Source organism: Kitasatospora sp. NPDC059803 (assembly GCF_042732255.1).
In the GTDB taxonomy this organism is placed as follows: domain Bacteria; phylum Actinomycetota; class Actinomycetes; order Streptomycetales; family Streptomycetaceae; genus Kitasatospora.
In genome coordinates this window covers 1-11,473 of record NZ_JBHWIJ010000279.1, presented here as the reverse complement: position 1 = coordinate 11,473, position 11,473 = coordinate 1, and the positions used below count along the sequence as shown (strand labels likewise).

The window sequence follows — 11,473 nt, the reverse complement described above, 5'->3', positions numbered from 1 at the left end:
CCCACACCCCACCGCCCGCCCCCCCCCCCCCCCGGCGGCTCGCGCCCCCGGGATTCAGGCCCCCTCAGAGGGGGCGAGAAGTCACTTGACGGTGACCTTGGCGCCGGCACCCTCGAGGGCGGCCTTGGCCTTCTCGGCAACGTCCTTGGCAACCTTCTCCAGGACCTTGGCACCAGCGGTGTCAACGAGGTCCTTGGCCTCCTTCAGGCCGAGGGAGGTCAGGGTGCGCACCTCCTTGATGACCTGGATCTTCTTGTCGCCGGCACCATCGAGGATGACGTCGAACTCGTCCTGCTCCTCGACGGCCTCAACGGCGGCCGGGCCACCGGCGGCGGCAACGGCGACCGGGGCGGCGGCGGTGACGTCGAACTTCTCCTCGAAGGCCTTCACGAAGCCAGCGAGCTCGATGAGGGTGAGGTCCTCGAACTGCGCGAGCAGCTCGTCCTGGGACAGCTTCGCCATGATGGCGTCCTTCCACTAAATCGGCAGGTGATGCCGTATGTACGGGTGGGGCGGGCACGGGCCCGCAGCGAGGCGTGAGCCTGCCGATTACTCGGCGGCGGCGTCCTCGGCGGCGGGAGCCGGCGTACCGGCACCGCCCTGCTCGACCTTGTCGCGCAGCGCGTCCACAGTGCGGACGAGCTTCGACGGCAGGGCCTGGAAGAGCGCGGCAGCCTGGGACTGCTTGGCCTTCAGGGCACCCGCCAGCTTGGCGAGCAGCACCTCGCGGGACTCGAGGTCCGCGAGCTTCTTGATCTCATCGGCGGACAGCGCCTTACCGTCAAGGACACCGCCCTTGATGATGAGAGCGGGGTTCTCCTTGGCGAAGTCACGCAGAGCCTTCGCCGACTCCACCGGGTCACCGGTGACGAAGGCGACAGCCGTCGGACCGTTGAACAGGTCGTCGAGCTCCGAAATCCCGGCCTCGTTGGCCGCGATCTTGGTCAGCGTGTTCTTCACCACGGCGTACTCGGCGTTCTCGCCGAGCGAGCGACGCAGGGTCTTGACCTGCTTCACCGAGAGACCGCGGTACTCGGTCAGCAGCGCCGCGGAGGAGCCACGGAACTTGTCCGTGATCTCGGCGACGGCAGCAGCCTTGTCGGGCCTTGCCATAGGCTTACGCCTCCTTCCGTGATGTCGAAATCCGGCCGACCGCGAAAGTCGACCATTCACGCCTCGAACCAACCGGACGGAAGGAAAGCCTGCGGAAAGCAGATGAGCCCCGATGCGCAGGGCGCACGGGGCTCGAAACGACCTCAACGGATGTTCGCGCGAACGCGGACCCGGAAGTCGAAGCTCCAGACACACCTGCGCGGGCTGCCTGCGACGAAGCGCAGATCCTTCGGCCACCGAATCCCTCGCGAGCACGGTGACAACCAGCGGTCTTTGGCTTCGGTAACAGTAACCGGACTCCGCCGTCCGGGGCAAATCGCCCCTGAACGGCCGATGCCCGCCGGGCCGGCCGCGCCGGACGGGGCTCAGCGGGCCAGCGGGGAGACCGTCCGGGGCCCGGTGTCCACGGTGTCCGTCTCGGCCGGGGCCTGCACCGAGAGCAGGGCGCCGGCGAAGTCGGAGTAGAGCACCGAGTCGTCCGCCCGGCCGCTGTCACCGCTGCCGGTGCGCTGGAGCCGGACCAGCTGGTCCTTGTCGTTGAGCCAGAGGTCCACGGTGAGCGAGATCGAGCCGCCGGGGGCCAGCGCGGCCCGCAGGCCGTCCCGGCGGGCCTGGGTCAGCTGGGTCTGGGCGGCGGCGTAGCGCTCGGCGGTGGTGGTGATCCGGTAGTGCTCGACCGTCGAGTCGTCGAACCTCTCCTCGCCGATGAACCGGGGGTCCACCCCGTCGGCGGTGGCGGCGGCCAGCGCCTCGACCGGGTTCAGCAGGTCGATCAGCCCCGCGTACGGGACCTCCCGGTGGCCATCCGGGTCCGGCGGGACGGAGAAGCGCTCCCAGTGCCGGCCGCCCTGGCGGGCCGCGGTGGCGGCGTCGCCGCCCTGGTAGGCGACGGTGTCCACGACGATCAGCTGCTCGGCGTCGGCCGGGGTGGAGCGCTTGATCTGGAGCGCCGTCTTGGGCTGCCAGAACAGCGGCCCGGCCCCGGCGTCCGCGCCCAGCCGGTAGCTGACCTTGGCCCGGCGGGCGGTCTGCATCGCCAGCTGGGCGGAGACCAGGACGCCGTGCGGCGAGCGGTCGCTGGGCTTGGCCGCCTCGGTCGACGAGGAACTCGTCGGGGTCGGGCTGCCGGAGGGCGTGGACGGCGCGCCGCCACCCCCGCCGCATCCGGCCAGCCCGCTCGCCAGCAGGACGACCGCGGCCAGCGCCGCCAACCGCCGTCGTCCTGCCATCGTCTGGTCCCCTCTCGCCCGGGCGCCGCGTCGGCGGCTTTCGTTCCGGCCACCTTGCCACCCTGACCCGGATCAGCCGGTGGCGCCCCCCTTGCCGAGCTTCGCCAGCTCGGCCAGTTCCACCGTGTCGGCCGCGCCCGGCACCGCGGCGGTGACCGGCGTGCCGTAGTCCGAGTAGAGGACGGTGGACTTGAACGCGCCCGCCTTGGTGTCGCCGGTCGCGCTCCGCTGGACGACCAACTGGTCGGCGTCCACCCAGAGGTCTCGTCGGCTCCGGTGCGCGGGCTCGGCGGATCAGCCGAGCAGTTTGAGGAGGTCGGTCTCGCTGCCGAGGTCGGTGGCGGCGGGGGCGTCGATCTTCGCGGCCTTGCCGAGGTCCGCGTACTTGACGGTGACGGCGTCGTGCTCGCCGTTCTTGTCCCCGTACTCCTGGTACTGGACGAGTTCCTGCCGGCCGTTGAGCCAGAAGTCGATGGTGAGGGTCCTGCCGTCCTCTTCCAGGGACTTCTGGACGGCCGTGCGCTGGCCGGCCGTGAGCGCCGGCATGGCGGCCACCATGGCGGAGGCCTCCTCGACCGCCCGCAGGTGGGTGACCTGGACGCCATCGAGGCTCTCCTGGCCGACCTTGGCGGGCTTGCCGCTCTGTGCGGCGAGCCCGAGCTGGGCGACCGGGTTGAGCAGTTGGCTCATCAGCAGGACGCCGTTGCCGAGTTCGTTCGAGGCGGGCAGCTTGATCCAGTGCTTGCCGCCCATGGCTGCGGCCTCGCTGTCGCCGCCGCCGAGGTAGCCGTCGGTCCCGATCACCCGGAACCGGATCTTCTTGGTCTCGACCTCGCCCGTCAGGTCGACGGCCGCCCGGTTCGGGTCCTTCCAGTCGGCGTCGCCGCTGCCCGCGGTGTGGGTCGAGCCGTCCGGGGAGATCATGGTGACCTTGCCGTTGCCGGCCTTCTGCATCACCAGGGCGGAGGCTGCCAGCGCGGCCTTGGGGTCTCCGGTCAGCGCCGCGGCCGCCGCGTCGCCGTTCTTGGCGTCGCCGCCCTTGCTGCCGCAGGCGGTGACGGCACCGAGCAGCACGGCCGCGATGGCGACGGTCGAGGCGAGGCGCGTAGCGCGCATGGAGTCCCCCGTGAGATCCGAACGATCCGATGAAGAACCGATTTTCGGCTTCTTCTCACGCGGACTCTAACGGATCGCCAGATCCCCCACGCGCCGAACAACCCCCTCCCGTCACCCGGCTTCGACAGGGGGCGCGTCACCTTCTCCGGGGGTCGAGACATCCGTCGTGGTCACCGTGGTGCCGTCGCTCCCCCGGGCCGTCTCACGCAGTCGCAGCAGCCGCTCGTCGGGCCCGACCCAGACGTCGTAACCGATCGCCGCCACCCCTCGCCGGCCGTACCAGTCGACCACCGCGGCGAGTCGCGCCGGGGTCAACTCCTGGTCCGCGCCGAAGTATTCGGCCACCGGCGTGGAGCCCTGGTAGTGCGCCACGGTCATCCCGGCCAGCTGCTCGCCGCCGAGCGAGCCGAGCTTCCCGGCCTGCGCGATCTTGTACGCGCGGCTGCCCGGGTTGGTGACCAGTGCGGTCATCCAGCCACCCGCGTAGCCGCCCGGGCCGGTGGTCGCCCGCGGATCGAGCGACTCGGCGCCGTCCCGGTCCGCGTGCTTGGGCGGGGCGCCCTGGTAGCTGAGGTCGAGTGCGCCGTCCCGCAGGGTCAGCTGCCCGGTGCCCTGCTCGTCGGTGACGCTCAGGGCGCCCTCGTCCCGGGTGCCCCAGACCAGGGTGCCGCTCGCGGTGCGGCGGCCGGCCGGGCCCTCCTCGACCACGTCGATCCGGGCGCCGCCGGCGTCGTCCAGCGCCTGGGCGGCGGCGAGCACCACCTGCCGGGGCGGTACGGGCGCGGGGTCGCCGTCGGGGGTGCGGGTTCCCGGGGCGGCCAGCAGGCTGCACCCGGTGGTGGCACCGATCAGCAGCAGGGTGGCCACCGCGGCGGCGGGGCGAAGGGTGGGCGGCACGGCACGCTCCGACGGTCACACGTTCTGCACATGATCTGACCGGCAGAGCGTACGACGCTTCGGGCAACCGTTCCCATCCACCCCTATTCCGATCCGGAAACGACGGCGGGCCCGCACCCCCGGTGAAGGGGGTACGGGCCCGCTGTACAGACTGCTTCAGAGCCGATCGGCTCAGACCGCGGCCGGGTCCTCTTCGACGAAGAGGTTGCGGGTGCGGTTCGGGTCCACGGGGATGCCGGGGCCGATCGTGGTGCTGATGGCGGTCTTCTTGATGTAGCGGCCCTTGGCGGCGGACGGCTTGGCGCGGAGCACCTCGTCCAGCGCGGCGGCGTAGTTCTCGACCAGCTGCTCGTCGGTGAAGGAGGCCTTACCGATGATGAAGTGCAGGTTCGAGTGCTTGTCGACGCGGAACTCGATCTTGCCGCCCTTGATGTCGTTGACAGCCTTGGCGACGTCCGGGGTCACGGTGCCGGTCTTCGGGTTCGGCATCAGACCACGGGGACCGAGCACGCGGCCGAGGCGGCCGACCTTGCCCATGAGGTCCGGGGTGGCGACGACGGCGTCGAAGTCCAGGCGGCCCTTGGCGACCTCGTTGATCAGCTCGTCGGAGCCGACGATGTCGGCGCCCGCAGCACGCGCGGCCTCGGCACGGTCACCGGTCGCGAAGACCAGGACCCGAGCGGTCTTACCGGTGCCGTGCGGGAGGATCACGGTGCTGCGGACCATCTGGTCGGCCTTGCGCGGGTCGACGCCCAGACGCATGGCGACCTCGACGGTGCCGTCGAACTTGGTGGTGCTGGTCGCCTTGGCGAGGCGGATGGCCTCGAGGGGGGCGTAGAGGCGGTCGCGGTCGACCTGAGCGTCCGCGGCCTTCAGAGCCTTGCTGCGCTTCACTGCTGCTCCTGAATGGTGATGGGAGTCGTGGTATCACGGGCCTGCGCAGGCCCTACCACAGGGACGAAAAGAGCTGGTCAGCCCTCGACGGTGATGCCCATCGACCGGGCGGTGCCGGCGATGATCTTCTCCGCCGCGTCCAGGTCGTTGGCGTTCAGGTCGGGCATCTTGGTGGTCGCGATGTCGCGGACCTGGGCGCTGGTGAGCTTGGCGACCTTGGTCTTGTGCGGCTCGCTGGAGCCCTTGTCCACACCGGCGGCCTTCAGGATGAGGCGCGCGGCCGGCGGCGTCTTCGTGATGAAGGTGAAGGAACGGTCGTCGTAGACCGTGATCTCCACCGGCACGATCATGCCGCGCTGCGACTCGGTCGCAGCGTTGTAGGCCTTGCAGAACTCCATGATGTTGACGCCGTGCTGGCCCAGCGCGGGGCCGACCGGCGGCGCCGGGTTGGCCGCACCGGCGTTGATCTGGAGCTTGATAAGCCCCGTGACCTTCTTCTTCTTGGGAGGCATGTCTCTCCGGGTCCTTCCGAGAGGTGAGTGCTGGTGTGTGCGGAACCGGGGCGACACCCGGCCGCCAACACACACATCGAACCAGGCTAACGCCTTAGCGCCGCTGGACCAAAACGGATCCGGGGCAGGGCCCTCGGCCCCGCCCCGGATCCGAAGATTGTGGGACTAGTTCTTCTGGATCTGGTCGAAGGAGAGCTCGACCGGGGTCTCCCGGCCGAAGATCTCGACCAGGCCCTTGACCTTCTTCGAGTCGGGGTTGATCTCGTTGATGGTCGCCTGCAGGGTCGCGAACGGACCGTCGGTGACGGTGACCGAGTCGCCGACCTCGAAGTCCAGCACCTGGATCTCGCTCGGCTTGATCGGCGAGGGCTTGCCGGCCTCCTTGGCCGCCTGGCGCTCGACGTCCGGGGCGAGCATCTTGACGACCTCGTCCAGGGTCAGCGGGTACGGGTCGTAGGCGTTGCCGACGAAGCCGGTGACACCGGGGGTGTTGCGCACGACGCCCCAGGACTCGGGGGTGAGGTCCATGCGCACCAGGACGTAGCCGGGGAGCTTGTTCTGGCGGATGGTCTTGCGGTCGCCGTTCTTGATCTGGACGACCTCCTCCTGCGGCACCTCGGCCTGGAAGATGTACTCCTCGACGTTCAGCGAGACGGCGCGCTGCTCCAGGTTCTGCTTCACCCGGTTCTCGTAGCCGGCGTAGGTGTGGATCACGTACCACTCGCCCGGCATGAAGCGCAGGTCCTCGCGGAACTTGGCGACCGGGTCGACCTCGACGGTCTCCTCAGCCTCGGTCTCCTCGGCGTCGGCGTCCTCGGCGTCGGCCTCGGTCTCCTCGGCGGCGGGCTCCACGTCGTCCTCCACGTGCAGCGCCGCCTCCTCGGCGGGCTCGCCGGCCTCGGCCTCGTCGTGCGCCTCGACCTCGTCCTCGTCGCCGTCCACGGCGTCAACGATCTGCTCGGCGGACTCGGCTTCGTCAGCCAGCTCGGCCGCGTCCAGCTCGGCGGCGACATCCGCCTCGCGGACGGTCTCGTCGGCGTCGTACAGGGGGGACTCAGACACGGTGGCTGCTTCTTTCCTGGAGATGGTGAAGGTGGCGCGCTCCGGGGCCGGCTCCGGCGGGCTGCCGCTCGCGCGGGCGCCAGGAGAGGACTCGGAGACTTCAACAGTACCGAGTCCACGGTAGCGGCCGCGTACGTCCGGCGCAGACAGCACGACCCGGGCCGAAGATTCGGCCCGGGTCGGGAGACTGCTACGGAGGTGGGACGGCCAGGTCAGCCGAAGACCAGGAGGCTCAGCTTGGAGAGGCCGTAGTCGAGGCCGGCCACGAAGCCCATCACGACCACCACGAACACGACGACGACGGTCGTGTACTGGGTGAGCTCGCTGCGGGTGGGCCAGACGACCTTGCGCAGCTCGGCGATGATCTGGCGGTAGAACAGGCCGATTCGGGCGAACGGGCCCATCTTGCCGCGCTTGCCGGACTTCTTGTCACCGGCGCGGGCGGCGCGCTTGCGCTCGCGGCGCGAGAGCGACTTGTCCTCGCCCTCCGCGGGCGTGGTGTCGGCAGCGCCGTCGGCCCCCTCGGGGTTGCCGCTCTCAGGCGTTGCGGTGGAGCCCGTGGTCTCCGTCACTCGTCCTCACCTGAATCCGGGTCCGGCCGAGCGGCTCGCGCCCGATGGGGCACGAACGGCCGGCTACAAGCGATGCTGATTCGGAGCCCTCTCCGCATCAAGCCCGCTCGCTCTGCGGAGCGAACGGGCTGAAAACGGATCAAGCAGCAGGGCAAGAGGGACTTGAACCCCCAACCGCCGGTTTTGGAGACCGGTGCTCTACCAATTGAGCTATTGCCCTACGGGGTCTCGCGACTCCGTAGCGACCAACCTACCGCATCTCCCCCCGCTGTCTGCACAGCTGGTGAAGCTCCGGTTCTTTTTCGGCGGGCCGTCGAGCAGTGAGCATACGTGGTCGAGGGGTGTTTGGTCGAACCTCTTCTTCCGGGGGAACCGGTTGTCCGGCATATGTCCGGCATGCCCGCATGATCACCGGCGGATCGGCGGGCGCCGCCATGTGGACGGTCCGGTACGGATGGTGAAACCGCGATGCCCGGTCCGTCCCGGTTCTGCGACGATGCAGGCATGAGCGCTTCCACCCCGCAGCCCGACCGTTCCATCCGCCCCGCCGACCGCCGGGTCTCCGCCCGGATCGGTGCGATCGCCGAGTCCGCGACCCTCGCCGTGGACGCCAAGGCCAAGGCCCTCAAGGCGGCCGGCCGTCCGGTGATCGGCTTCGGAGCCGGCGAGCCCGACTTCCCCACCCCGGACTACATCGTCGAGGCGGCCGTCGAGGCCTGCCGCGACCCGAAGAACCACCGCTACACCCCGGCGGGTGGCCTGCCCGAGCTGAAGTCCGCGATCGCCGCCAAGACGCTGCGCGACTCCGGCTACGAGGTGGACGCCTCCCAGGTGCTGGTCACCAACGGCGGCAAGCAGGCGATCTACGAGGCGTTCGCCGCGATCCTGGACCCGGGCGACGAGGTCATCGTCCCGGCCCCGTACTGGACCACCTACCCGGAGTCGGTCCAGCTCGCCGGCGGCGTCCCGGTGGAGGTCGTGACCGACGAGACCACCGGTTACAAGGTCTCGGTCGAGCAGCTGGAAGCCGCCCGCACCGAGAACACCAAGGTGGTGCTCTTCGTCTCGCCGTCCAACCCGACCGGCGCGGTGTACACCGAGGCCGAGGCCGAGGCGATCGGCCGCTGGGCGCTGGAGCACGGCCTCTGGGTGCTCACCGACGAGATCTACGAGCACCTGGTGTACGGCGACGCCTCCTTCACCTCGCTGCCGGCCCTGCTGCCCGAGCTGGCCGACAAGTGCATCGTGGTCAACGGCGTCGCCAAGACCTACGCGATGACCGGCTGGCGGGTGGGCTGGGTGATCGGCCCCAAGGACGTCATCAAGGCCGCGACCAACCTGCAGTCGCACGCCACCTCGAACGTCTCCAACGTCGCCCAGCGCGCCGCGATCGCCGCCGTCAGCGGCGACCTGGCCGCGGTGCACGAGATGCGCACCGCCTTCGACCGCCGCCGCAAGACCATCGTGCGGATGCTCAACGAGATCGAGGGCGTGTACTGCCCCGAGCCGGAGGGCGCCTTCTACGTGTACCCGTCCGTCAAGGGCCTGCTGGGCAAGGAGATCCGCGGCCACCGCCCGCAGAGCTCCGGCGAGCTGGCCTCGCTGATCCTGGACGAGGCTGAGGTCGCGGCCGTCCCGGGCGAGGCCTTCGGCACCCCCGGCTACCTGCGGTTCTCCTACGCGCTCGGCGACGCCGACCTGGCCGAGGGCATCGGCCGGCTGCAGAAGCTGCTCGGCGAGGCCCGCGACTGACACCCGCCGGCGCCCGCTGAGGTCCGCTGACGTCCGCTGACACCCGCGCTTCACGTCGGGTACCGCCCTCTTTCACCCCTTCGGGGGACGGAAGGAGGGCGGTTCCCGTTTGGGGGTCCGATGCGGCAGTATCGGCGAATGGAACGCCTGTTGAATCCGCGAGACGTCAGGGACCTCCCGAAGGCCCACCTGCACCTGCACTTCACCGGCTCGATGCGGCCCGCCACCCTGCTGGAGCTGGCCGACAAGCACGGCGTCCGACTGCCGGAGGCGCTCAGCTCCGGCGAGCCGCCGCAACTGCGGGCCACCGACGAACGCGGCTGGTTCCGCTTCCAGCGCCTGTACGACACCGCCCGCTCGGTGCTGCGGGACGAGGAGGACATCCGCCGGCTGGTCCTGGAGACCGCCCAGGACGAGCGGCGGGACGGCTCCCGCTGGCTGGAGATCCAGGTCGACCCGACCTCGTACGCGCCCCGGCTGGGCGGGCTGATCCCCGCGCTGGAGCTGATCCTGGACGCCGTGGAGAACGCCGCCACGGCCACCGGGGTGGGCATCCGGGTGCTGGTCGCGGCGAACCGGATGAAGTCCCCGATGGACGCCCGGACGCTGGCCCGGCTCGCCGTCCGGTACGCCGACCAGGGCGTGGTCGGCTTCGGCCTCTCCAACGACGAGCGGCGCGGCCTCGCCCGGGACTTCGACCGGGCCTTCGAGATCGCCCGCAAGGGCGGGCTGCTGGCCGCCCCGCACGGCGGCGAGCTGGCCGGGCCCGAATCCGTCCGGGACTGCCTGGACGACCTGGGCGCCGGCCGGATCGGCCACGGCGTCCGCGCCGCCGAGGACCCCCGGCTGATGGAACGGCTGGCGGACCGCCAGATCACCTGCGAGGTCTGCCCCTCCTCGAACGTCTCGCTCGGCGTCTACGAGCGCCCCGAGGACGTCCCGCTGCGGCGGCTGTTCGACGCCGGCGTGCCGCTGGCCCTGGGCGCGGACGACCCGCTGCTGTTCGGCAGCCGGCTGGCCGCCCAGTACGACCTGGCCCGCGACGTCCTCGGCTTCGGCGACGCCGAACTCGCCGAGCTGGCACGGCAGTCCGTCCGCGGCTCGCGCGCGCCGGAGGCCGTCCGCAAGGAGCTGCTGGCGGACATCGACACCTGGCTGGTCAGCGCCACCTGAGGCGTGCCTTGTGGACCAGGCCGACCCCGGACAGGCCTAGAGCTTGACGCCGATCATCACCGGCTCGTTCACCAGCTCGACCCCGAAGGCCTCGCGGACGCCGTCCCGGATCTCCCGGGCCAGCGCCAGCAGGTCCTCGGCGGTGGCCGCGCCGCGGTTGGTGAGCGCCAGGGTGTGCTTGGTGGAGAGCGTCGCCGGGCCGCTGCCGTAGCCCTTGCCGAAGCCGGCCCGGTCGATCAGCCAGGCGGCCGAGGTCTTGGTGCAGCCCTCCGGCGCCGGGTAGGCGGGGGCGTTCTCGGTGCCCGGGCGGGTCCGGAAGGACTCGTACTGGGCGGCGGTGAGCACCGGGTTGGTGAAGAAGGAGCCGGCCGACCAGGTGTCGTGGTCCGCCGGGTCCAGCACCATGCCCTTGCCGGAGCGCAGCCCCAGCACCGCGTCGTGCGCCCGCTCCAGCGGCACCCGCTCGCCCTGCTCGACGCCGAAGTGCCTGGCCACCTCGGCGTACTTGACCGGGGTGGAGAGCCCCTCGTGGTCGGCCAGGGCGAACCGCACCCGCAGCACCACGTAGCGGTCCGGCTCGGCCTTGAACCGGCTGTGCCGGTAGGAGAACGCGCACTCGGCGTTGGGGAGCGTGACCACCTCGCCGGCCGTGCGGTCGTAGGCGACCACCTCGGTGATCGACTGGGCGACCTCCTGGCCGTACGCGCCGACGTTCTGCACCGGGGTCGCACCGGCCGAGCCGGGGATGCCGGCCAGGAACTCGACGCCCGCCAGGCCGTGCTCGCGCACCGCGCGGGTGACCGCCTCCGACCAGACCTCGCCGGCCGCCAGCTCCAGCACGGTGCCGTCCAGGGCGAAGCCGGTGGTCGCGATCCGCAGCACGGTGCCGGGGAAGCCGGCGTCGCCGATCACCAGGTTGGAACCGCCGCCGAGGACCAGCAGCGGCTCGCCGGCCTCGTCGGCCGCGCGGACGGTGGCGATCACCTCGTCGTCGGTGTGGGCGGTCACCAGGCGGCGGGCCGGGCCGCCGAGCCGGAGCGTGGTCAGCGGGGCGAGGGGGGCGTCGTTTTCTACCAGCACGCCCACCAGCGTACGGGAGCGGGGGCGGTGACCGTGCCGCTGGTGGAGCCGGTGCCGCTGAGCCTGGTCAGCC

Annotated in this window: 13 protein-coding genes and 1 tRNA gene; 2 read left to right on the top strand and 12 right to left on the bottom strand. The window is 71.0% G+C overall.

The annotated features are described in order from the left end of the window. Positions 1–81: 81 nt before the first annotated feature. The 11 genes from rplL to ACFV6I_RS31760 form a co-directional block, all read right to left on the bottom strand. On the bottom strand, positions 82–465 hold the full coding sequence (gene rplL, locus ACFV6I_RS31810; protein WP_208869184.1) for a 50S ribosomal protein L7/L12: 384 nt from the start codon (positions 463–465) through the stop codon (positions 82–84). A gap of 84 nt (positions 466–549) precedes the next feature. After that, positions 550–1,113 (bottom strand): 50S ribosomal protein L10, encoded by a 564-nt coding sequence (rplJ, locus tag ACFV6I_RS31805; protein ID WP_063348937.1) that lies wholly within the window; start codon positions 1,111–1,113, stop codon positions 550–552. A 365-nt stretch (positions 1,114–1,478) separates the two neighbouring features. Continuing rightward, on the bottom strand, positions 1,479–2,342 hold the full coding sequence (locus tag ACFV6I_RS31800; protein ID WP_159398493.1) for a hypothetical protein: 864 nt from the start codon (positions 2,340–2,342) through the stop codon (positions 1,479–1,481). Between the two features lie 72 nt (positions 2,343–2,414). After that, positions 2,415–2,597 (bottom strand): hypothetical protein, encoded by a 183-nt coding sequence (locus tag ACFV6I_RS31795; RefSeq protein ID WP_063348935.1) that lies wholly within the window; start codon positions 2,595–2,597, stop codon positions 2,415–2,417. A gap of 39 nt (positions 2,598–2,636) precedes the next feature. Beyond that, positions 2,637–3,458, bottom strand: a complete 822-nt coding sequence (locus tag ACFV6I_RS31790) for a hypothetical protein (protein WP_063348934.1) — start codon at positions 3,456–3,458, stop codon at positions 2,637–2,639. Positions 3,459–3,569: 111 nt separating this feature from the next. Further along, a complete protein-coding gene (locus ACFV6I_RS31785; protein ID WP_380429034.1) occupies positions 3,570–4,355 on the bottom strand; it encodes a hypothetical protein in 786 nt (261 codons plus the stop codon). A gap of 171 nt (positions 4,356–4,526) precedes the next feature. Beyond that, positions 4,527–5,249 carry a 50S ribosomal protein L1 gene (rplA, locus tag ACFV6I_RS31780; protein WP_063348932.1) on the bottom strand — a complete coding sequence of 241 codons (723 nt, stop codon included), beginning with the start codon at positions 5,247–5,249 and terminating at the stop codon, positions 4,527–4,529. 77 nt (positions 5,250–5,326) lie between these two features. Next, entirely contained in the window at positions 5,327–5,761 is a 435-nt protein-coding gene (gene rplK / locus ACFV6I_RS31775) for a 50S ribosomal protein L11 (RefSeq protein ID WP_063348931.1), read from the bottom strand. Positions 5,762–5,926: 165 nt separating this feature from the next. Further along, entirely contained in the window at positions 5,927–6,823 is an 897-nt protein-coding gene (gene nusG / locus ACFV6I_RS31770; RefSeq protein WP_380429031.1) for a transcription termination/antitermination protein NusG, read from the bottom strand. Positions 6,824–7,035: 212 nt separating this feature from the next. Then, positions 7,036–7,395 (bottom strand): preprotein translocase subunit SecE, encoded by a 360-nt coding sequence (gene secE / locus ACFV6I_RS31765; protein WP_063348930.1) that lies wholly within the window; start codon positions 7,393–7,395, stop codon positions 7,036–7,038. A 147-nt stretch (positions 7,396–7,542) separates the two neighbouring features. Continuing rightward, positions 7,543–7,615 (bottom strand) — tRNA-Trp (locus ACFV6I_RS31760). 284 nt (positions 7,616–7,899) lie between these two features. Between ACFV6I_RS31760 and ACFV6I_RS31755 the strand changes: the two genes are divergently transcribed. Continuing rightward, a complete protein-coding gene (locus ACFV6I_RS31755) occupies positions 7,900–9,147 on the top strand; it encodes a pyridoxal phosphate-dependent aminotransferase (RefSeq protein WP_063348929.1) in 1,248 nt (415 codons plus the stop codon). Between the two features lie 138 nt (positions 9,148–9,285). Beyond that, a complete protein-coding gene (locus tag ACFV6I_RS31750) occupies positions 9,286–10,320 on the top strand; it encodes an adenosine deaminase (protein WP_380338864.1) in 1,035 nt (344 codons plus the stop codon). 36 nt (positions 10,321–10,356) lie between these two features. Here the strand turns inward: ACFV6I_RS31750 and ACFV6I_RS31745 are convergent, their stop codons facing one another. Next, positions 10,357–11,400, bottom strand: coding sequence for a UDP-N-acetylmuramate dehydrogenase (locus ACFV6I_RS31745; RefSeq protein ID WP_380429029.1), 1,044 nt, complete (start codon positions 11,398–11,400; stop codon positions 10,357–10,359). Positions 11,401–11,473 lie beyond the last annotated feature (73 nt).

Bases quoted from the DNA above. Each gene is read 5' to 3' on its own strand.
- ACFV6I_RS31755 (WP_063348929.1), top strand. From the start codon at position 7,900: ATGAGCGCTTCCACCCCGCAGCCCGACCGTTCCATCCGCCCCGCCGAC.
- ACFV6I_RS31800 (WP_159398493.1), bottom strand. From the start codon at position 2,342: ATGGCAGGACGACGGCGGTTGGCGGCGCTGGCCGCGGTCGTCCTGCTG.
- ACFV6I_RS31750 (WP_380338864.1), top strand. From the start codon at position 9,286: ATGGAACGCCTGTTGAATCCGCGAGACGTCAGGGACCTCCCGAAGGCC.
- rplK (WP_063348931.1), bottom strand. From the start codon at position 5,761: ATGCCTCCCAAGAAGAAGAAGGTCACGGGGCTTATCAAGCTCCAGATC.
- ACFV6I_RS31790 (WP_063348934.1), bottom strand. From the start codon at position 3,458: ATGCGCGCTACGCGCCTCGCCTCGACCGTCGCCATCGCGGCCGTGCTG.
- rplJ (WP_063348937.1), bottom strand. From the start codon at position 1,113: ATGGCAAGGCCCGACAAGGCTGCTGCCGTCGCCGAGATCACGGACAAG.